Source organism: Vibrio nigripulchritudo ATCC 27043 (assembly GCF_000222685.1).
In the GTDB taxonomy this organism is placed as follows: domain Bacteria; phylum Pseudomonadota; class Gammaproteobacteria; order Enterobacterales; family Vibrionaceae; genus Vibrio; species Vibrio nigripulchritudo.
On sequence record NZ_AFWJ01000079.1, the window covers coordinates 42,021 to 63,997 of the forward strand.

At 43.6% G+C, this 21,977-nt stretch carries 18 protein-coding genes and 1 pseudogene; 5 read left to right on the forward strand and 14 right to left on the reverse strand.

Going from position 1 to position 21,977, the window contains the following annotated elements; all coding sequences use genetic code 11:
- Positions 1–155 precede the first annotated feature (155 nt).
- The 7 genes and pseudogenes from RH89_RS08520 to RH89_RS08550 all read right to left on the reverse strand — a co-directional run bounded on the left by RH89_RS08520 (position 156) and on the right by RH89_RS08550 (position 5,987).
- A complete protein-coding gene (locus RH89_RS08520) occupies positions 156–1,478 on the reverse strand; it encodes a TadA family conjugal transfer-associated ATPase (RefSeq protein WP_004401094.1) in 1,323 nt (440 codons plus the stop codon).
- 3 nt (positions 1,479–1,481) lie between these two features.
- Positions 1,482–2,654 carry a CpaE/TadZ family protein gene (locus RH89_RS08525; RefSeq protein ID WP_004401095.1) on the reverse strand — a complete coding sequence of 391 codons (1,173 nt, stop codon included), beginning with the start codon at positions 2,652–2,654 and terminating at the stop codon, positions 1,482–1,484.
- Positions 2,651–3,295 carry a hypothetical protein gene (locus RH89_RS08530; RefSeq protein WP_004401096.1) on the reverse strand — a complete coding sequence of 215 codons (645 nt, stop codon included), beginning with the start codon at positions 3,293–3,295 and terminating at the stop codon, positions 2,651–2,653. The genes RH89_RS08525 and RH89_RS08530 overlap by 4 nt, the downstream gene beginning before the upstream one ends.
- A gap of 8 nt (positions 3,296–3,303) precedes the next feature.
- Positions 3,304–4,329: a type II and III secretion system protein family protein gene (locus tag RH89_RS08535; protein WP_004401097.1), complete on the reverse strand. Its 1,026-nt coding sequence runs from the start codon at positions 4,327–4,329 to the stop codon at positions 3,304–3,306.
- Positions 4,330–4,428: 99 nt separating this feature from the next.
- A pseudogene (locus RH89_RS30655) lies at positions 4,429–4,692 on the reverse strand (pilus assembly protein N-terminal domain-containing protein); the annotation flags it as partial.
- A gap of 95 nt (positions 4,693–4,787) precedes the next feature.
- Complete coding sequence (cpaB, locus tag RH89_RS28655; RefSeq protein WP_004401102.1) at positions 4,788–5,675, reverse strand: Flp pilus assembly protein CpaB; 888 nt, start codon at positions 5,673–5,675, stop codon at positions 4,788–4,790.
- A 96-nt stretch (positions 5,676–5,771) separates the two neighbouring features.
- On the reverse strand, positions 5,772–5,987 hold the full coding sequence (locus tag RH89_RS08550; protein WP_004401105.1) for a Flp family type IVb pilin: 216 nt from the start codon (positions 5,985–5,987) through the stop codon (positions 5,772–5,774).
- Positions 5,988–6,337: 350 nt separating this feature from the next.
- Here RH89_RS08550 and RH89_RS08555 point away from each other — a divergent pair, with 350 nt between their 5' ends.
- Both RH89_RS08555 and RH89_RS08560 read left to right on the forward strand, forming a co-directional pair.
- Complete coding sequence (locus tag RH89_RS08555; RefSeq protein WP_004401107.1) at positions 6,338–7,153, forward strand: hypothetical protein; 816 nt, start codon at positions 6,338–6,340, stop codon at positions 7,151–7,153.
- Positions 7,066–9,585 carry an RCC1 domain-containing protein gene (locus RH89_RS08560; RefSeq protein WP_139063253.1) on the forward strand — a complete coding sequence of 840 codons (2,520 nt, stop codon included), beginning with the start codon at positions 7,066–7,068 and terminating at the stop codon, positions 9,583–9,585. The genes RH89_RS08555 and RH89_RS08560 overlap by 88 nt, the downstream gene beginning before the upstream one ends.
- Positions 9,586–9,909: 324 nt before the next feature.
- Here RH89_RS08560 and RH89_RS08565 read toward each other — a convergent pair whose 3' ends face one another.
- Positions 9,910–10,509 carry a beta-phosphoglucomutase family hydrolase gene (locus tag RH89_RS08565; RefSeq protein ID WP_004401113.1) on the reverse strand — a complete coding sequence of 200 codons (600 nt, stop codon included), beginning with the start codon at positions 10,507–10,509 and terminating at the stop codon, positions 9,910–9,912.
- A 218-nt stretch (positions 10,510–10,727) separates the two neighbouring features.
- Between RH89_RS08565 and RH89_RS08570 the strand changes: the two genes are divergently transcribed.
- The 3 genes from RH89_RS08570 to arfB all read left to right on the forward strand — a co-directional run bounded on the left by RH89_RS08570 (position 10,728) and on the right by arfB (position 15,024).
- On the forward strand, positions 10,728–11,750 hold the full coding sequence (locus tag RH89_RS08570) for a cytochrome-c peroxidase (RefSeq protein WP_004401114.1): 1,023 nt from the start codon (positions 10,728–10,730) through the stop codon (positions 11,748–11,750).
- Positions 11,737–14,532 (forward strand): PAS domain-containing hybrid sensor histidine kinase/response regulator, encoded by a 2,796-nt coding sequence (locus RH89_RS28660; protein WP_004401115.1) that lies wholly within the window; start codon positions 11,737–11,739, stop codon positions 14,530–14,532. The genes RH89_RS08570 and RH89_RS28660 overlap by 14 nt, the downstream gene beginning before the upstream one ends.
- A 78-nt stretch (positions 14,533–14,610) precedes the next feature.
- On the forward strand, positions 14,611–15,024 hold the full coding sequence (arfB, locus tag RH89_RS08580) for an alternative ribosome rescue aminoacyl-tRNA hydrolase ArfB (RefSeq protein WP_004401116.1): 414 nt from the start codon (positions 14,611–14,613) through the stop codon (positions 15,022–15,024).
- Between the two features lie 8 nt (positions 15,025–15,032).
- Here arfB and RH89_RS08585 read toward each other — a convergent pair whose 3' ends face one another.
- From RH89_RS08585 to aptA, 6 genes are all read right to left on the reverse strand, one after another.
- Positions 15,033–15,410, reverse strand: coding sequence for a VOC family protein (locus RH89_RS08585; protein ID WP_004401118.1), 378 nt, complete (start codon positions 15,408–15,410; stop codon positions 15,033–15,035).
- A 100-nt stretch (positions 15,411–15,510) separates the two neighbouring features.
- The gene (locus tag RH89_RS08590) at positions 15,511–17,055 is read right to left on the reverse strand and encodes a GTPase family protein (RefSeq protein ID WP_004401120.1); all 1,545 of its coding nucleotides are present in this window, start codon (positions 17,053–17,055) and stop codon (positions 15,511–15,513) included.
- Positions 17,042–18,139 carry a YcjF family protein gene (locus RH89_RS08595; protein ID WP_004401122.1) on the reverse strand — a complete coding sequence of 366 codons (1,098 nt, stop codon included), beginning with the start codon at positions 18,137–18,139 and terminating at the stop codon, positions 17,042–17,044. Before RH89_RS08595 ends, RH89_RS08590 begins: the two co-directional genes overlap by 14 nt.
- Positions 18,140–18,260: 121 nt before the next feature.
- Positions 18,261–18,809 (reverse strand): TFIIB-type zinc ribbon-containing protein, encoded by a 549-nt coding sequence (locus RH89_RS08600; protein ID WP_004401124.1) that lies wholly within the window; start codon positions 18,807–18,809, stop codon positions 18,261–18,263.
- A 206-nt stretch (positions 18,810–19,015) separates the two neighbouring features.
- Positions 19,016–20,506 (reverse strand): CoA-acylating methylmalonate-semialdehyde dehydrogenase, encoded by a 1,491-nt coding sequence (locus RH89_RS08605; RefSeq protein WP_004401126.1) that lies wholly within the window; start codon positions 20,504–20,506, stop codon positions 19,016–19,018.
- A 3-nt stretch (positions 20,507–20,509) separates the two neighbouring features.
- On the reverse strand, positions 20,510–21,874 hold the full coding sequence (aptA, locus tag RH89_RS08610) for an omega-aminotransferase AptA (protein ID WP_004401128.1): 1,365 nt from the start codon (positions 21,872–21,874) through the stop codon (positions 20,510–20,512).
- Positions 21,875–21,977: the final 103 nt, after the last annotated feature.

A 21,977-nucleotide genomic window follows, 5' to 3' on the forward strand; every position in this document is an offset into this window, starting at 1 on the left:
CGCGTACTGATCTTGAATAAATGTCAAGATGTGAGGCAACACGTTTCTTGAATACGCTTAAACGCTTTTGCCTGTGCTCCAAGGTAATAACTACTCCAAGAAAGGCAATGGTGACAAAAAGGAAAACCTGTATTTCCTTTATGAATTCAATCAGACTAACCAGCATTCTGAGCTGCCTCATAGGATTGCGATAGCAGAGCTTGCACCTGACGTAACTGACCACCATTAGTCAGCTTATCTGCTTTGCACGTATTATTGCTCTTACAGATAAACTCACCCACTAGCCTGTCGTCAGATATTTCACCGCTATTCACAAACTTAAACTGAGTCTGTATATCAAATTCACCCTCGCGATAACCCGAGATTTCAGTGATCTCAGTAATACGCCTCACACCATCCCGACAACGTTCCACTTGTACAATCACATCAATAGACGAAGCAATTTGCTTGCGAACAAAGTCTGAGCTCAACTTCGACTGACTCATGCTCATCATGTTTTCTAGTCGGACAAGTGCATCGGCTGGCGTGTTTGCATGGACGGTAGAAAGCGAACCGTCATGACCAGTGTTCATTGCCTGAAGCATATCAAACACCTCTTCACCACGAACCTCACCAAGAAGAATTCGATCCGGACGCATACGCAGGGCGTTTTTAACCAAGTCAGTCTGGTTGACCTGACCCGAACCTTCAACACTCGCCGATCGTGTTTCTAAACTAATCACATGTGGTTGCTGTAGTTGAATCTCTGCCGCATCTTCAATAGTGATGAGTCGCTCGTCGTTTCCAATGTGCTTTGATAAGGCATTCAAGAGCGTGGTTTTACCTGCACCTGTGCCGCCAGATACCAAAACATTGAGCTTACAGGACACGTAGCTGGCTAGCAGTTCTGCCATATCATCAGATAAGTTTTCTTGCTGAGCCATGATGTCTAAGGAAAGCGTCTTCTTGGAGAATTTACGAATCGAAATCACGGTACCGCTAAGAGACAAAGGCGGAGCGATTACGTTTACTCGGCTACCATCTTCCAGACGCGCATCCACCATAGGAGACGCTTCATCAATTCGTCGTCCCACTGCACTTGCAATCCTCTGAGCGACATTGTGCACGTGCTCCTGATTGCGAAACTTTACATCCGTAATCTGAATCTTTCCGAATTTCTCGACATACACCTGATCAGGACCATTAACCATAATGTCCGACACATTAGCGTCTCTAATCAAGGGCTCCAGTGGACCTAATCCCAGAATGTCATCCATCAACTCCTTTGTGAGCAGTTGCTGGTCGCGCATCGAAATGGTTACTTTAGATTCCTGAGCCAGACGGCTCAGGTTCTGATAGATAGAGAATTCAAGCTCTTTTGCTGACATACCTACCGCTTCAGTGGGATCAAGAGATTCCAAAACGGCTTTTCTCAGCTCGTAAACTTGTGCGAGGCGCTGCTGCTCAAATGTTTGGTTTGGTTGCTCTTCCGACTTCATTTATTACCTCTTTCCAAACCATTTTTTGATGCCTGTACTTTGCTCAGCTACCCCGACAGCATTACCCGCAAGTTTTTTAATTTCGCGAGAAACTTTCCCTGAACCATTAATCAACAACGAACCGTCTTCGTCACATGCGATAAAGGATTTGCCGCTGTATTCAATAATGTGGTCAACTTTTTTACCAACGGTCTTCTCCACATAATCTATTTTCAGTAGGCGGCCTGAATCCGGTCGAACTTTATTAATGACGATAATGGGTCGTACATTTGGATAGCTTTCAAGTAGCTCCAGAGAACGAGACAAACCTTTCACGCCAGCAATTGTGAGTTCAGTGACCAAAACACAAGTCTTTGAACGGGACAATATTTCAGGCAAAGCAGTCAATGCAGAACCACTTACATCCCATACATGAGCGTTAAACTCGCTGTTCGCTGACTCAACCAGAGAACGGTAACTGGATGATGTAAGCACGACGTTTTGCGTCAACTCCAGTTGATCGTTAAGTAATGAAAGATGATCGCTAATCTTTGATACGCTTCTTCCAAGTAACAGCGAGTCTACATCATCACCGTAGTTCATCAGGCTTGCGAGTTGTCCTGGCTCATGATGATTGAGTAAGGTGCCACAAGTCCCGGAATGAAGATTCATATCAATAAGTAAGGCGTGTCGGTGGAGTTCATTGGCTGCATAAGATGCAATATTAGAACTGATCGTCGATGCGCCTATTCCACCTACTAGCCCCCAAACAACAACGCCACCATTGGTATGAGTTCTTTCGATACTGTTTTCGCGCTCGACCACTGAAGCAAGCTCGTCGTGGTTAAGCGGTGTAATCATGTACTCAAAAGCACCAGCCTGAAGTGCTTGTTTGTACACACTGATACCACGGTCTTCCGAGACTACGACTAATTTGGTCGCCGGATGCTTATGCTGACTAAGCCGCTTTACGGTATGAGTAACCTCCTCTTCGTGGGTTATCTCCAATACAAGCACATCGGGTTTTGTGTTGGTCTTCAGGTAACTTATCGCTTCAGATACGTCGCCCACCTTTGCACTCACCTTAAAACCTTTTAGCGTTAGTGCTGCTTCTGCCATTTCCGTTTCTTCTTTTCTCGAAAAGAATAAAGCGGCATTTTTTACGCTTTGAAAGTCTGCGGTTGAAATCATGTTCATTCGCTTGAGCCTCCGACAACAACACTTGGGCTTTCAGGCTTGATTACGTCTCCTTTGTTAAATCGCAAAATCGCATTAACAGGGATCACATCTATTCCGGGTAAGTACTGGTTTTCTTCAAGGAAGGTCAACGGATTTGGTGTCATAGCGACTAAGTTTTTCACATCTGAACACCCAAATTGACTGGAATAACCCGTTTTTGAATCAGCAACACGCGGTGACGCTGAAGAATCACAACCTAGTACCGATGCTTTCGCGGAGTACAGGGTGATTAACACGTCATTACGCTTCTGAGCCTCAGATCTCACCTTTGATTTTGAAAGACCTTTCTTTTCGATAACCTTAAACCATTTTGATAGGGATTCGTTTTGCCAATGCTTTGGATATTCAAGCTCAAGACCAATCAGTTCATTTTTTGAAAAATCGACAGAAGACGTCCATTCACGAAAATCAGCGTAACTTTCAAACGACGCCATCTTAGGTATGGCACGCACGATAATTTGAGGTGTCTCGTAAGGTTCAGATAGACGATTATCCATCATCAACATACCTTGTCGACTCAGCTCTGCGCATCCTCCAACGGCAAACAATGCAGTCAAAAGGCTTACGCTTTTAGCGTATCCTATGTATTTAATATTCATGCTTTACCCTAAAATTTGAAATCTTGAAATACTTGATCAGCGATCACTTGAGGAGGTTTTTGATAGCCTTCTACAGGCTTTAAGCTTCGTCCAAAAATCAATCGTTCTAACGGGCTAGAGAGATGCACGTTATCTGTAGGTAAAGTAAGTGGAGTATTGGTAGGTTCGACTAGATACGCGCTGGCAATGATGACTAGTTCAGTCTCATTGTTTTTAAACTGCGAAGACTCAAATAGCCTTCCAATTATCGGTATTTCATTTAACCAAGGCAGATTTTGTAATTCGTCCTCGGTTTTTCTGCGGATTAAGCCTGCCAGTGCAAAGCTTTGACCCGAAGCAAGCTCGACAGAGGTTTCTGCTCGGCGAATATCAAAACCTTTTTGCTCAAATTGCCCGTCTGACACACTATTCGTGCTCGATACATCACTGATTTCCGTTTTCACTTTTAACCCGATACGGTTACCAGACAGGATTGTCGGTGTCACAGCAAGTAAAACACCAAACTGTTTGTACTCAACGGTCGGAGCTTCGGTTGCTGAACCACCTACAATCTGCGGCACTTCACCACCCGCAAGAAACGAGGCTGTTTCGCCTGACGTAGCCGTCAGGTTTGGTTCTGCCAACACGCTGATCATGTCTTCCTGTGCAAGAATATCGATCATCCCAATCACATCACCATTTGAGCTGGACAAATTTGAAACTATTGAATTGGGTTTGAAAGCAACTTTCTCGGCAACGCTACTTAATCCGCTGTACATGTAGTTCCAGTTAAAGCCAAAATTCTCCTGGACCGTTTTACTCACTTCTGCAATTCGAATACGAATATTGACCTGTGTAGGAGAGTTGATTTTTAGATGGTTTATTACAGTGCCGTATTTGATTGCAGCCATACCTGCACCAACAGATTTATCTGAAGCATTGCTAGCGAGTACCCCATTTCTCAATTCTACTGGAATCGCTTGCTTTATTAGCTCATCAGTGAGTGCTAAAGCTCGAGCAGCGGTATCTGCATCGGGCACTGTTCCGGTTAGCATAACTCCCATACCATATGGGCGGATATCAATGCTTGAGTTTGGAAACTCACGCTTTAGTGCTGGTCTTAGCTTAGAAATATTAAACCCAACATTAATATTTGTTGAATAGATTTGTTTCCCATTTTTATCTAATACAAATAAGCTAGTAGAACCGGGCATTCGACCGAAAAGAATTAATGAGTTTGCACTTGGCGCCTGAAAACTAGCAATTTCCGGGTCTGCAACAAAAATAGTATGAGCTTGATTCTTGATGCTAAGAACTTTTGCTTCACCGATGTATAAATTAACATTTCTTTCAGCTGACTCAACTTTGGCAGCATAAGAATTTGAAGCAAAAAAATCGAAAAAAATAATAAAACAAATACCCTGAAGTAATCTCTTAGGATATTTTTAATAAGGTAATTCATCTGTTATACCTAAAATAATACATAGTTATGATGACTTATTAATCTTTAAAATTAGTCAGCAATATGCTCAGGAGCCGAATCTAAAACGCTAGTATTTCTACGCTTAATTCCGTGCATTAGTATAAGGTCAGGAGAGTCAATTGGAGTGTCCAGACCGCTTGCCACATCTCCCGCGAGTGTTTCACCACCAGAGACTTCGCTTGTGACTTCTTCAAATGCGCTTCGCACACTCAAAGAAAGTCTTCCCAATCTTCTTGCTACGGTAAGGATCTCCGCCTGCTTTGCTGACGTTTCCAAGGTCGCCGTACCATAGTCTTCTTCACTTGGTTTAAACTGGGTTAGATTTTCAGTGCTTTGATTGATCGCCAGAACTCTCACACCGCCTAAAATGGTTTTAGACATCAGGCTAGAAAGCTCTCGACCAGTAAGCCCTTCCCCCTCGATGTTTGTTGTCAGGATCACATCAACAACGTTACCCGGCTTAATCAATCCAGAGTTTCCGGTCACCGGATCAATAGGAACACTTACGGCACGCATACCTGGTGTAAGTACTGATGCCAGGTACTGACTGTCTCCGGGCTTAATGACACTGGCTTTTAGAATGGGTTGCCCGGCTTGGATACTTTTTCGTACAACGAAATTATCTAAGTCGTTCTCGCTTGCAATTTTTTTCAAGTAATACTTATCTAGTTCTGTTGACTTTATTCCACTTTCAATTGGCACCCATATCAAATCTTCTCCTTCAATTAGAGTACCCGTAGGCAGATCTATACTTGTAGATAATACATGTACAGTTTTTACTTTTATTTTATTATCTACGGATTTGTTTGTAGGATGCAGTAACGGCTTTTCAGATGAATTTTTATTGACCCAATAAAAATACCCACCACTCATCATACCAATGGTAATTAATACATATAAAACTAGCCTAATAGGCATAAAATCCAACCAATTTTATTTAACAAATAAAATAGGTTTCAGAAAATACTGAAACCCATACTAATAAAACAAGTTTGATAGGTAATTTAGGATAAATTAATTACCCTCAGCACCACCACTTGAATTACCATCAATCGATTCTGTAACTTTACCGAATGCACTTTCTAACGCATCAGTAAAAGCGCCATCTTCACCAAGAATAACACTTACTACAAGAGCAAGACCTGCAGCCAGTACACCATACTCGATAGTGGTTACTCCACGAACATCAAGCCATAAAACAATTAACTTTCTGTAAAGCTCACACAGCATTCTATAAACCTTTTAAAATTTTTATTGCATTTGATAATAGTTATCATTTAGCATTCGTCGCCAGAAATTATTTACAAGTTTAATATTTTGGTCAAGACATATTTGACAAAACATAATTCTGTAAAGTTTACGAAATGAAGTACCGGACACTTCAATACATACTTAAAGCATCACTATTATCTTTATTAAAAATAATTTCTAATTATATAAAAACATTACATTTTTCTAAGTTTGGAGCTTATCAATGAGTCTTAAAAAAGACGCTGCTTTCAGCCGCTATAATTTCTGCTTTGGCGGGATGTGGAGGAGGAGGATCTTCATCAGATGGAGCCGTTTCCCCAGGAAATGGATTGAACAATAATAAACCTACAATTCCGGACACTGGTGAAAATCAAAATAAACCTTTAATTGGCAAGTTCACTGACTCAGCGGTCTCAAACATTGCATACGTTGTTCATGACCAGAATGACAAGCAATTGATTGAAGGGCTAACAAACGAGAAAGGTGAATTTGAGTATTTCCCTACAAGTACCATCACATTCAAAGTTGGTAGTATAACTCTTGGGACAACTGCTGCTAAAAGTGACGTTACACCAGTTGATCTACCAAGCCCTATTAAGATTGCACAGCTTCTTCAATCCATCGATCAGGATGGCAACCCTGACATTGATGGAATTCAGATTCCTGACTCACTTCATGGGATCGAAAACAATGACGTAATCAAACAGTTAAAAGATTTAGATGAACTTAGTGATGCAGATTTTGAAACTAATCTGCAAAGTGTTCTAGATAGACTCAATGAAACAGCTGACGGCGTAACCTACACATTTGTCTCGGTTGATCAAGCTAAGCAACACCTAGAGAAAAACCCTGTTATCGTTGAGGAAGGTGGTTTTCAAAATATGATGCAAAAGCGTCTGATTGAGTCACTTGAACAGCTGTCTGAAGGTGCTTTTATCCGAGCACTATCTGAGGTCGAAGGCATTGAGAACCTTTTAATTGATAAGCCATATCCATACCGGTTCGCTTTCACCACAAAAGATGGTGAAATTGATATTGCTGAAACCAACCGAAAATATTGCTTATCAACCAGTTCGAAGAGCAGGCTCTGGATTTTGCGACACTCAGAACACCTGAAGGTCAACAGGAATTTTACGACACCCTAGCGTCACTTACTGGTTTAGACTCGTCTCTCTTTGTAAAACGAACCTACTTTTACATTAAGTATGACTTTGATTTTGACACTTACAAACGTACTGTAGATATTTCAAAAACTCTATACCGAGCCAGAGCCATGGCAAAAGTCGAGTCTACATTAACAACGGATAACAAATATACCCACGAAAACATTGCCTTAGACTCAGAACACGCTGAATACTCGGTTGAGAATATCTTAAATCTATATGTTGAAAACAGAGTAGCTGCGCAAGACTACATGCTTACCAACGTTTTAAATCTTGAGAATCCATCAATCAGTGCAATGCAATCCGTTGTAGATTCAACGAATACGCTGGCTTCTTATGCTAGAAGCTACGTTAAATGGCCACTACAAAGCCGGTTCCCGGACTCTGTCGTGTTAGATACAGCCCCTACAAGCCAAGAGCTACAAGAGCTCGTGTTAAACGCTGGTTTCGTGCTTCCTAAAAATGTGCAAAATAACAACACAGTTGATCACAAACCAGATTTGATTTTGGATGCCAATGACAACATGCTAGATATACATGCCACTCAACGAAGCATCAATAATTTAACTGTTGCAGGTGCTGCATCTGTGAGTGTGCAAAGTAATAAGCTCAATGGTCATAAAAACCGACACGCAATCATAAAGAATGATGGAAGCGTTTTAAGTTGGCGTATTGATGGAAAATTGAAACGATGGCCCGAAAGTGGCGTTGTACAGAATCCAATAATCAAGTCATTTAACGCTGACAATCAAGACAATCCTGTTACGCAAGTATTTGTCAACTCATCTTACTTCGCTGCAATAAGAAAAGATGGGTCTGTAATCACTTGGGATACTCGCTTAGAAGATCAAGTTGTTAAGACATATCAAGAGCTTGATGGCACAACAAAAGCCCTCGACATTGCTGCAACTGCTAACGCATTTGCTGTTTTGAGAGAGAATGGCTCTATCGTGGTAATTGGGCAGGGTAACGCCACGGACCTTACAGAAGTCAGAGAAGACTTAATGCTTTCTGACGGTCAAAGATTTGTGTCAATTTCATCTACCAAAGATTCTTTTGCGGCACTTAGAAACGACGGCGTAATCGTCAGTTGGGGGAACATAAGTGCAGAAGATCTACGTAAACTCAAGCTTGAGTTCCCTGGTGAGGATCCGCAACGTCCTCAAGACAGTGCAAACCAGGCAGCACTGCAAATAGTATCTAACCAAGGTGCATTTGCCGCTATCAAAAAAGACCGTTCAGTATTCACATGGGGTTCGGTTGGCTTTGGTGCTGATTCGAGAAAAGTTGAGCAAGATCTAAATGGGTCTTCAGATATTGTTCGCTTAGTCGCAAGCCAAGGGGCTTTTGCAGCTCTTCGCAAAGATGGAAAAGTAGTTGCGTGGGGAAGTAAAACCCAAGGCGGCGTACTTCAGGCATCTGTAGCAGACTATCCTGACTGGCTATACGAAGACAAAGAGAACAACATTTTCGCAAGCTGGTTGTACACGGACTATGGCGATGGAAATGGGGGGATCGACTTCGATAAGGTACATAGCGAACTGATATACATCGGTGCAACTATGCCAGAAGAGCCTGCTGAACTTGAAACAGGAGTGGTTGCGCTATATGCAAACGATGACGGGTTTACCGCGCTAAAGGAAAATGGCAAGCATCAGACTTGGGGCTATGAGGCTGAACTTACAACAGAGCAAAAGCAGTTGATTGCGGCTTCTGATATTACTCGTGTATGGGCAGAAGAGAAGATATATGTAGCAGAAAAATCTGATGGTTCTCTTGTTACGTGGGGTCGCTCATTCTCTCCTGAAAGAGAAGAGATACCATTCCCATCAGAGAAACTGGATGGCACGGTAAAAGTTAAAAACGTGAAGATTGCATTGGGTTCTGTGGCAGTTCTTATGGAGGATGGATCCATTATTCAATGGGGAACCATAGGTTTTGAAATCACACCTAACTACCAAGTAGGAAACACACCGACACCTAGGATCCAATTAGACAACGCAAGATTTGATGGTAGTAACCCGATTGTAGAGTTATCAGCTACTGAAAATTCATTTATCGCTCTACATGAAGATGGCTCTGTAACTACCTGGGGAAGAAGTTGGGAAGGCGGTAATTCTGAATTCCTACGACGTGAATTAGGCGCTCAAAATACAAATGTCGCATACCCAATCACAGATGCAGATAATGATGGTCTAGATAGTCTGGAAGAACGAGCATTGGGCACTTCTCCTAATGTTCGCGACAGTGACAATGATGGTGTTCCTGATGGTATTGAAGTGAATTCAATGGGTACTCAACCACTGAATGATTACAGTAAACCATTTGAATCAGTCAATGGTGTATTACAACCTTTGCCAGAAGACAGACTGATGATTAACTCTCAGACAGGGGCTCCGGCAAGCTGGAATTAATATAACTGTTTGATAGATAAAGGTGGCTAAATACAGCCACCTTTTTTGTTTAAAAAAACAAAAAAATGTTGTATGGCGCACACATTTTAGGCATTATTTCGCCGATTTTACTTTAAACTGAAATTGAGTTACAAAAATGTTATCAAAATTACGTTTTGCAGCAGGTTTCTTGCTGATGATGGCAGTAATGTTTGGAATCACATTATCTAATGCCCTGTTTTGGGCTGGCGCGCTATAAGCCGCACTGCAAAATCAACGGAATTGAGAAAGCCACCCGAAATGGGTGGCTTTTGCGTATATAGGGCAACTTATACTCAAGTTACCTCAAAGCTTAGGACAAAATTCAAACCCGCCCTCAACCACCATGATGCAATCCATTCCTGCCGCGTGCGCAGCTTGCTTTCCCAATAGGGTATCTTCAAAAACCACACAGTTTTCAGCAGGAACACCTAGCTTTTCAGCGGCAAGCAAAAACGTATCAGGGTTAGGTTTATGGTTGTCTACATCCGAAGCAGTCACTACAGCGTCAAAGTAGCGAATAACATCCTTTGCTTTGAGCATTCTGTCTGCATTTTGCCTTACGCTCCCCGTACCAATCGCCATTTTCTTATTGCCAAAGTGCTTTTGTACTAAAGCGAATGTCTGTGGGATAAGGTCTCCAAAATCTTCCATTGCCTCAAAGTGCGCCATCTTTGAAGAAGACACTGCAACTGGATCAAGAGACAGATCGTAGCGCTTGTTGACTTCTAACGTAATCTTAGCTGATGGCATCCCCCCCATTGAACCTATCCACTCCCGATCAAACGGAACAGAAAAGTCTTCAGCCGCTTTTTCCCAGGCATCAAGATGCGCAGGCATAGAATCAATAAGCGTACCATCCATATCGAAAATCAGACCCTGGTACTGGTCTAGGTCAAACGCCATTCGTTACTCCAAAATTACATCTTTATTAATTACTCCGGGTAATCATAACCCCTGAACTCATGAAGACACACTAAAAACGGATAAAATTTCCATGAACTTTACCTATATACCTGCCAATGAAAAAAGAGGAACAGGCAAAGGTAATTAAGACCTGAGCCAAGTTGAAAATACCCAGACACCGACCATACTCAAAGTATAGCGTCAAGGTAAGTTGGGCAATGATACAAATAACAAAAATGTGGTGGGCATGTTTAGCCATATCACTCTTATTCGCTGGCTACTTCTTTTTTCAAGGGTCTAAATGGTCCGGAGAGCCTTTGCGCCTTCCAGAAAAGAAAGCGTACAGTACTGACGTTGTCAAACCGATCCCTTCCTCCCGAATCGATAACCAAGAGAAAGTTTTATTGGGCTTTACTCTTTTTAACGATCCAAATTTTTCATCAAATCAGCAAGTCAGTTGTGCCAGTTGTCATCACCTTGAAACCAACGGAGCAGAAAAACTCAGAGTCTCTCATGGCGTCAACGGTTTTGGCTTAAGAAACTCCCCCACCGTTTTCAATGTAAGCTTGAACACACGTTTTTTCTGGGATGGTCGTGCATCCAGTTTAGAGCACCAAATTGACGGACCTATTCATAATCCCCTTGAAATGAACACTAACTGGGCGACTGTTGTTGAAGAAGTAAAACGTTCCAAGGATTACAAAGCACTCTTTTCCTCAACCTATGATGGTGAAATCACTGAACAGACAATTAAGGATGCGCTGGTCATCTTTATGAGTTCTCTGAACACACCGGATGCGCCTTTCGATAAATTCCTGATGGGTGACGACTCTGCCCTATCAGCGGCTGCAAAACGAGGCTGGTTCAATTTTCAAAAACTGGGATGCATTGCCTGTCATCAAGGACAAAATCTTGGCGGAAACCTGTTCCAGAGATTTGGGAACTTGCAAAGTATATTGCCTGACGAACAGGTCACAGATCTCGGTCGATATAATCTGACAGGTAACAATGAAGATAAATACGTTTTCCGAGTCCCGGGGCTGCGCAACGTAGCAACCACTCCCCCTTACTTTCACGATGGTCATGCAGCAACATTGGAAGAAGCCATCGCGATAATGGCCCGAGTCCAACTGGGAATGGAATTGGATGCAGTGACCACATTGGAGCTAAGTGCCTTTTTGAATAGCCTGACCGCTCCTAAGCCCCCAATACTCAGGGAATTGATGAATGAAAATCAGTAAGACGTTCAAGGAAGCAACGCTCATTACCCTGATTACGGTAGTAATTGCCGTACTGAGCTTTAATCTCTACAAACACTATATTCATACCAAGCTGCAAGCTAATTATCACTCGCTTCTTCAGAACGTTACCGCGCTGCAAGAGAATCTGTTCAGTTTTCAGTTCAGGAACTTCAACCGCTATGATGAGTTGTCTGAATTGCTGGTTCACACCGAAATTTATGCGGAATCTTTAAACCACTCTATCCAGAAACATTTTTCTGAAACGCCCTATCTGGTTCAACCTTTCGATGCCATTGCACTAGAAAAAAGCAAAACCACCGAACTCAAGCTGGCAGCCTTTGTGAGAGAGATGGAGTCTCTGTTAAGTGCCAACGTATCGCTTAACTATTCTGGTAAAACCATTGATTTGCTGCAGAATGAGCTTTACCAACAGTACACCTCCGTAGACGAAAGACTAGTGATATCAACCGCAACACAAGGCGGAATATCGGATAGCCTGTACCTCAAAGATTCCGCTCTGTATCAAGACCCGACATACCAGTCACTATTGAGCTATGTTCAGTTGCAAGAACGTGTGAAGCACCAGTTGGAAAGAAAACAGGTTTCGCTGGCCAATCTGGGGGTTACTGAACATTTAAAACAGATTGATCTTTATTGGGAACAAAAAGTATCCGATACCACTAAGAACATTGGTGTTCTGATTCTTTTGCTCATTATATTTGTCTGCACCTATGCACTGCACCGACAAAAACTGGCTTTCACCGAACTACTAAAAATGAAGCAAGCCATGCTTGAATCTGAACGTCAGCGCGCCAGTCATGCGCTCATAGCAGAGCATGCAAAAGACGCTATTATCGTGACGGATCCAAAAGGATTAGTGACCTGGGTAAACAAGGGATTTGAAAAACTTTCAGGCTACTCACTGACCGAAATGATGGGCAAAAAACCCGGGGCTGTCCTTCAGGGAAAGGATACCGATAGCACGCAGATTAAGCTTCTTTCAGAAGCCATTAAATGCAAACAGACCATCGAACTGACGCTACTTAACTACCGAAAAAATGGCACTGCTTATTGGGTAGATATCATCATCACTCCTATTTTTGATGACGATGGTGAGTTAAGTTGCTTTATCGCTGTTGAAAGGGATACCACTAAAAGAGTCCAGCTCGAACAGGAACTCGAACTGTCCGCAAAACGTGCAACGGTTGCCAATGAAGCGAAATCAACGTTTCTTGCAACCATGAGCCATGAACTCCGGACTCCCCTCAACGGGATATTAGGTATGGCGCAAATCATGCGTGGTGAAACCACCAATAGCGAACACAAAGAACAACTGAAGGTACTGCTTGAATCCGGGGAACACCTGACATCTTTGCTAAACGACATTCTGGATTTTTCCAAAATCGAACAAAACAAGCTTGAGCTGGATGCGGTTCCTTTTCACTTTAATCAGATACTTACTCCTATCGCCTCTACCTACCAGCTTTTGTGCGATGAAAAAGGCATAGATTTGATCATTGATAACCAGATTCCTGATGAACTGGTCTTTCTTGCCGACATATCCCGAATTCGCCAGGTCATTTTTAACCTGATGAGCAACGCAGTTAAGTTCACTGCCCATGGAAATGTTCAACTGAGATGTAACTGCAAACTGGCTGAACACAACATCTATAACCTTTGGGTTGAGATTGAAGATTCTGGAATTGGTATTGCTGAGGACAGACTTGAGCATATCTTCGACCCGTTCATTCAGGCAGAGTCCTCCACGACCCGAAACTTTGGCGGGACGGGTCTGGGGCTGGCAATCGTTAAACAACTGGTTGAGTTAATGGGAGGACAGGTCAAAGTAAGCAGCGAGATAGACAGCGGAACCTGTTTTACCATCAATATCAGTCTCGAACAGACACAAGATCGCCCTATAGAGCTTGATCAGGACGAGACGTTGACGAGTACTCTCCCTGTTGGATTAAACATTTTGATTGTGGAAGATAACCCGGTGAATGCACTGGTCACCAAGAAATTCTGCCACACGTTAGATCACCAGGTAACGGTGGCTAAAGACGGCATAGAGGCGATCGAATATCTCCAAGACCAGACGTTTGATGTCATCATCATGGACAACCACATGCCAAGGCTTGATGGGATTGAAACGACAAAACACATTCGCAATGAACTAAAACTCAATACTGTCATCTTCGGCTGTACGGCTGATGTTTTTCAAGAAGCACATGACCGTTTCATCAATGCCGGAGCAAATTACGTCCTCACCAAGCCGTTGCAAAAGAACAGTTTTAATGATGCTTTAGTCGAACATAAATCACTGATTGAAAAACATCGGTCCCACAGCAGTAAGGTGGTTGAAATGGAGCACTTCACCAGTTCAAACGAATCGAATTCCACATCAGAATCTGAGATAGACCTCAGTTTTTACATTGATGAAGTTTGCGCAGGCGATACTGAGCAATTAGTGGAAATCATCTCGACTCTCAAAGAATCAATGCTGGAAAGTATTGATGCGCTTATGGTAGCAACTGAGTCAGACGATATTGAGTCCGTGACACTTCACACACACACGATGAAAGGCATCGCCAGCAGCCTGAACGCCAACAAAATGCTGGCAAAGTCGGAGCAAGTCTTTCAGATAGCTTCTAAAGGAAACATGCCTGAACTTTCAAGACTTCAGGAACTCGTGAATCTTTTGAAAGTCAACGCAGACCAGACATCACGCCTGCTGGAAGAATACGTCGCCGAACACCCAATAGAACAAACCCTACCTAAATAACCAGAGCCTCTGATACCAACAAAACCGGTTGAGATATGTTAGCCTTAAGCGGCTTATGAACTGGTGGAGAAAAACGGCGTGATTACAATTTCAAATTCGGTGGTGATTTCACCGTGGGAAGTTCAGATTGACGCAATCCGTGCTCAAGGTGCTGGTGGACAAAATGTAAACAAAGTTTCCAGCGCCATTCATTTGAGATTTGATATTCAGCGCTCTGCCCTACCAGATTTTTACAAACAACGTTTGTTAAACCTTAAAGATAGCCGTATTACCAAAGATGGTGTGATCATAATTAAAGCTCAGCAGTTCAGAACACAAGAACAAAACAAAGAAGATGCGTTGAATCGGTTAGCTGAAATTGTTCGTTCCGTTGCGGTTGTCCAGAAGAAAAGGCGTGAAACTAAACCGACCTTTTCATCAAAAATGAAGAGAATGGACAAGAAATCTCAGCGAGGGCAGACCAAAAAGCTGCGCAGTAAAGTTACCTATTAGAAATGCGGTCAGACAGGATTAAAGAGTACTGCCTCGATTTTATTGCCATCTGGGTCATGCACATACGCAGCATAATACCCTTCCCCATACTCTGGCCGATATCCAGGTTCTCCGGCACAAAGACCGCCAAACTTTAGAGCGGTCTGGTGAAATGCATTGACCGCTTCTATGTCTGGCGCATTAAAGGCGATATGAGAACCTATTCCAGAACTGGAATGACCACAACAAGCACTGCCTACCCAAAACTCGAAGCTTTTCCCATAACTGACAGCAACACCATCAATGGTGTGAGAACGTTTGACTCCTAACTTACCTAGTACTGCGTCATAAAACTGAGTGGAGCGCTCAACATTATTTGTTCCAACCGACACATGATTTATGATCATTTTTAACCTCAAAATGAATTTGACTGCATATGATATTAATGAAGAGCCAATAAATATCAATGATGCAAATGTGACGAATTAATTCATTCATCACACTGTTCTAAATCATGTTTTTAACGATCTTCCCACCCGCTTTAAACAAGCGTCTGCTTTGCCCCATAAGACCAGCTGCGCCTTTCGCCTCATTTCTTTGGCGATTAAGCTGAACATTTTTAGCATGATCACACTGGTTTTGTATCTCAGTTTCCAACTGTTCGATTCCAAACATTGGTCGTTCTTCTGGCATTCCCAATGGGTAAATGGCATCCATCGATAACTGAGAAAGGTTAAACTCCATCGCAGCTTTTATGGTTTGTACTTTTGGATTGGTTTCATCATCAAGAGAATAAGGGGGAGCCCAGTCACTTGCTGGTTTGAGCTTATCTACCTGATTAAGCACGCCCACAATTTTAGGCTTCTTAAGAGAGATATTTTCCTTACGGGAATAAAACTGCTCTATCTGGGTTTGCAAATCCACATCAAGCTGACGAGAAGACTGGTTTGCTTTAAGCACCCATAGTACTAAATCAGATTGGGTGACTTGTTCAAGCACGTTATCAGTCACTTTCTTATTGCCATCTAATCCTGGCATATCAATAAGATTTAGTTGCTCTTCGTCATCCATGCTACAGCGATAAACGCGAACATCGTCGGTTGCAGGTAAAGCATCGACCTCTGCATTGATCTCTTTTGTCAGGCCATTGACCAGTGAAGACTTACCCGAGCTAAGCTGACCAATAATAGTGACTCGGACAGGCTCAAGAGGCTTGGCTTTTCGGGTCTCATCATCTTCACTGATACGACTTACCTGAACGGCTTGCTCTTCGATTGTGTATCGACCGCTGTACAAGTCGATACATACTTTAGCGACTTCCTGAAGCAGAGCGCGCTTGGCATTTTGCTGAAGGTTTTCGGCTGCTTTTTCTGTGAGGGTGCCCAACACCTTTCCCCGAACTTCATTCGCAACGGCAGCAACGGGGTTGGCAGCACGAAAGATTCTCCACGCCAGTAAGCCGCGTTTTCCTACTTTGACAGCTTGCTCACCATATTTGTCATTGACGTCATAAGCCCATTTAATCTGAGACACTTTGACCATGTCGACAGCGGGAACATGCTCGTTTAACACCTGTCGATAGCGTCGGCTTATTTCTTCTAAAAGTTGCAGCCCTTCAGGCACGGTGAAATCAAGGTCTTTCTTTCCAAATGCTTGAGCGACTTCCGTTGCGATCTCAAAGCCGTGTGCTTTGAGCACACCCCAGTCACTGGCACGATTCAACTTTGTTTCGATCGATTGATTTACTTCTTCCCAAATTGAAAGCTCTCTATCTGACCAGTCGTTTGATGCCGCAACAAAATTTTCAGAACCTTCTTCAATTACCTGCTCGGCAGATGAACGCTTGCTCCATACCCAACGGGGAACAAACACCATTAACACTGAAATCAGCAGAGCTATTGCAAAATGAATGACATAACCATGTTGAACAATGGCGTATAAGCCAAAGCCACTCAGTACCAGAAGAGGCAAGATAACCCCGATAAAAGACACCAGCATCAGCCCACCAGCGTAGTGGTTTAAGCTTTTCAAACCCTGTTTAACTCTCGTCATCGCCTGCTACCTTTTTGCCTTTCTTAAATGCATCTTTGTACAACTGCTGCATCGCTTCACTGCTTACGCTTTCACCTTTGCTTTTGTGGTAGAAGTAGTAGCATGCAGCACGCCCCAACCCGTAAGTGGTTCCAAAACTCACCGCAGCAGCGGCGACAGCTCCCACAGTCTGACCATAGCCAGGAATCAGTTTGACTAACTGCCTTGCCCCAAGCTTCACGCCATATTGAATGCCAAAGCTCGTACCCAAGGTTCCGATGAGTTCACTGAACGTCCGCTTGCTCCACTCCACACCATATTGATTCGCAAGGCTATGAAGCATCTTAGCCTGAATAGCCGGTACTGAAACCAATCCGACCGCTGGAACTAAGTCAGAAGCACTCGCACTGCCAGAGTACCAAAGCACTTCATTTTCCAGCTTATCGAAATTCTGTTCTTCCAGATTGGCGTATTCTTTTTCTTCCACCATCAAGCCAACAATAGGAAGCATTTCTGAAAGCATCTCGATCAATTCTTCACGGTGGTAGAAGTCTTGTGATTCACAGTCGAAATCAACATCTACCGACTTAACGGGCTTGCCCCACGCACTTTCAAACTGTTGCTGATTATGCTCCACCATCCTCTTTCTATCGGCTTCACTGACTGAATTGATCGCGGTATGTACTACCAACAAATGTTTGATTTCCGACTGCTTTCGGATTTGTTTTAAGGCGTTGATAACGGAGCTTTGCTCAGGTTCATCAACCTTCGCGACGATGATAAGAGCATGCCCTTGGTCTGCACATATTCTAATGTCCTCAGAGGGATCATAATTCGCTTCTCCAAGCCCACGCGTATCGAGAAAACGCAGAACTGGTGTGTCTTGGGGAAAGTCATAAGCCGATGACGTCATAGTGCAAGGTGCAAAGCCGTTACCCACTTCAACCTCAGACAACCCGGTTAACGCTTGAATGAACGAAGATTTTCCAGCACCTGTTTTTCCTAACAACCACAAAGTAGGAAGGTGTGAATTTTGATAGTCATGCGCTGATGAGAGGTCGGGATTTTTCCCCGGATTGATAAAGTCTTTAATGGCGTCAAACATCGCTATACCGAGTTACAGATAAAGAAGTGGGATGAGAATATCACAAAAGATAGAATAAACAGAATGCAATTCCGTTTATTCTATCTTTTAAGAATGTAGCGAAGTAGAAATGAATGGAAGCTTAACGCTCTGCGGAGTAAGGATCTTCCGCCGACAAATAAGCCTGCAGTTCATGCTTGTTTGGTTGTTCCGCTAGCCAGTTACGGATTTCTTTCAATTTGCTGTAAGTTTCGTCACCAAACTTTTCGTTATACAGTGCGACAAAGTTTTCCGTTGAGTTATTGGTGCGGATATTCTTTTGCCATTGTGAAGTAACAACCGCATTCAGAGAGTTAGCTAACCCTCCATTTTTGATTAAATCCCACTCACCTTTGTCTAGCCAGATTCCACCCACTGCCACGCTGTAATCCAGGCGATGAGAAATACTGCTGGAAATTCTGAGTTTGCGCATAATGGTGCCTGTCTGAGGACAAAGCAGCGCTTTTTCTGTATCGGTAATTTCGCAGGTCGCATCTTCTGAAATTGGGTAAGCCGGGTTTTGCTCTTTCCAAGCTACGTAGTCTTCAACCAGTATCCAATTTCCCTCACATCCATTGCAGATGTGAGCTGGAAACATACCATCGATAAATTGAGGTTCTAAAACGCCTGTATTACAACTTGTGCAGTTCATTTTTGTATCCTTAGCCATACAGTGACAAGTGCTATTTTCAGTCTGTGACTGGCACTTATATCTCTAACCTAACGTCAGGTTTTTCATATAATTCAAGGATTTTACACAAGCAAGACAATTAAATGCACATCGATTTAATGATATGAACCACATAAATTACAAAAAGCCCAAATAAGGGCTTTTTAATAAAATGATGGAATTGGCTTTTAACTCGGAAAAGCAAACTGAGCCTTTTCACGCAGCTCCGCTGAAAGCCATCTTTGAGTGATGGTTTTTCTCTTGGTGTAAAAACGAATACCATCAGGACCATATGCCGACAAATCACCAAATAGTGAGCGTTTCCATCCTCCAAAACTGTGGTAGGAAACGGGAACCGGCAAGGGAACATTAATTCCCACCATTCCAACTTCAATTCGATCGGAAAAATATCGAGCGGCTTCGCCATCGCGGGTGAAAATACAGGTGCCATTGCCATACTCATGGTCATTGATGAGTGACATCGCGTCTTCCATCGACTCCACACGCATCACCTGAAGGACTGGTCCAAAAATTTCCTCTTGGTAACTGGTCATTTCCGCTGTGACATTATCGATGAGTGTCCCGCCAATAAAGTACCCAGACTCATACCCAGCCACTTTGATGTTTCGACCATCTACCACTATATCTGCGCCTTGCTCTTGTGCACTATCAATGTAGCCAGATACTTTTTGTTGATGCTGATACGTGATTAACGGACCAAAATCACTTTCGCCTTGCTCGCAGCTTCCTACTTGCAGCTTACTCATTTCTTGCTGAAGTTTTTCAACCAATTGGTCTGCAATCGCATCACCGACTGCGACGACAACAGATAACGCCATGCATCGTTCTCCGGACGATCCAAATGCTGCGCCGAGTAGCTGATTGACCGTACTTTCAATATCGGCATCAGGCATCACAATGGCGTGATTTTTCGCTCCACCCAGAGCTTGGCAACGCTTACCATTTTCCGACGCCTTCTTATAAATCGTCTCCGCGATGGCTGTTGAACCGACGAAACTGACGGCTTTGATTCGTTCATCTGAAAGCAGTACATCCACGGCTTCTTTGTCACCATTGACGATATTGAACACACCATTTGGTAACCCTGCTTGTGACAGCAATTCACCTAACAACAAAGTGGAACTCGGCACACGTTCAGATGGCTTCAAAACGAAGGTATTCCCACATGCAATCGCCAGAGGGAACATCCACATCGGCACCATAACAGGGAAATTGAACGGCGTGATTCCAGCAACCACGCCTAACGGTTGAAATTCACTCCAGGAATCGATGCCCGTTCCTACATTTTTACTGTGTTCGCCTTTCAAGGCATCTGCAATGCCGCATGCAAATTCTATGTTTTCCAGCCCACGCTGAAGTTCCCCCATCGCATCACTGGAGGTTTTCCCATGCTCTTCTCCTATCAGATGAGTCAATCGCTCTAGATTTTCTTCCACCAGCTGCTTAAAGCGGAACATGACCCTTGCTCTTTTGGTTGCTGGGGTGTCTCGCCAGCTTTGGAACGCCGCTTGTGCCGCGAGAATCGCATCTTCGACCGTGCCTCGTTCGGCCAACTGCACATTTCTTCGTATTTCTCCGTGTGCGGGGTTACATACCCCTTGCTCTCGCCCCTGTGATTGTACATATCGTCCATTTATCCAATGCCCTATCGTTTCCATGTTTTAATCCTTTGTTTCTTCTATCGCTTCGCCCAACGCATTAATTAATGCGTCGAGTTCTTTTTCAGTTGTTTGAAATGGCACACCAAGCTGAACTGTGTCGCCACCATAACGTACGTAAAAACCCTTTTGCCAACAGGACATGGCTATCTGGTATGGACGCAACAGTGGTTGTCCCTCTTTGGCTAAGAACGTGAGGCCGGCTGCCAGACCAAAGTTTCGAATATCGAGTACGGAGTCATGAGAGTGAAGGCTATGGACTTTCTGCTCGAAGAGTGGCGATAGATCACGCACTTGAGATATCACACCCTCTTGCTCAATCACGTCTAATGTTGCCAATGCGGCAGCACACGCAATTGGGTGCGCTGAATAGGTGTAGCCATGGGGTAATTCCAGTAAATACTCCGCCCCACCCGTTTCCATAAATGTGTCGTAAATAGGCTGAGAGGCCACCACAGCTCCCATTGGAATAGCACCATTAGTGAGCTGCTTGGCGATGGTCATTAAATCGGGTTTGACTCCGAAGAGTTCCGCGGCGCTGTTTGCTCCCATTCGCCCAAAACCGGTAATTACTTCATCAAAAATCAGTAAGATGTCGTGCTTGGTGCATAAGTCTCTTAAGCGGGACAAATACCCTTTTGGGGGTGGTAGCACACCAGCACTCCCAGCAATGGGCTCTACTATCACAGCAGCTATGTTATCTGCGCCATGCAACAGTACTTTTTCTTCAAGTTCATCCGCCAATGAAGCTCCAGCTTCAGGTAGCCCTTTGGAAAATAAGTTCTCCTCCAACAAAGTATGAGAAAGGTGATCACTCGCCAGCCCTTCTCCATAGAGGCTTCGGTTAGCGCCAATACCGCCAACACTGATTCCACCATAATTCACACCGTGGTAACCCTTGGCACGTCCAATCAACTTTGTCTTACTGGCTTTACCGCGTTTCTTCCAATACGCTCGCGCTATCTTCAGCGCAGTATCAACCGATTCTGACCCGGATCCTGTAAAGAAAACTCGGTTTAAATCTTGTGGCATCAGCGAGGCGATACGTTCTGCCAGCTCAAAGGCTTTTGGATGACCAAATTGAAAGGCCGGAGAATAATCAAGCGTAGCTGCCTGCTTTGATATCGCTTCTGCAATGCGTGGATGACAATGCCCCAATCCGCAGGTCCACAAACCCGATAAACCATCAAAGATCTTGCGTCCTTTATCATCGGTATAATATCGACCGTTTGCAGACTGGATGATTCTGGGCGCACTTTTGAACTCTCGGTTCCCTGTGAACGCCATCCAGTGCGCATCCAACTGTGCCTTGGTTAACCTGCTGGAATGAGAGGTCAAGGAGTTGCTGTGAGAAGACTGAACTTCCATATTCTGATCACCTTATTGGTTACACAATTCCTCCAATGTAATGTTCAAATTAGGCAACTTAAATACAGAGTTAGTTACGCTAAGTTAACCTTTTAATTACGCA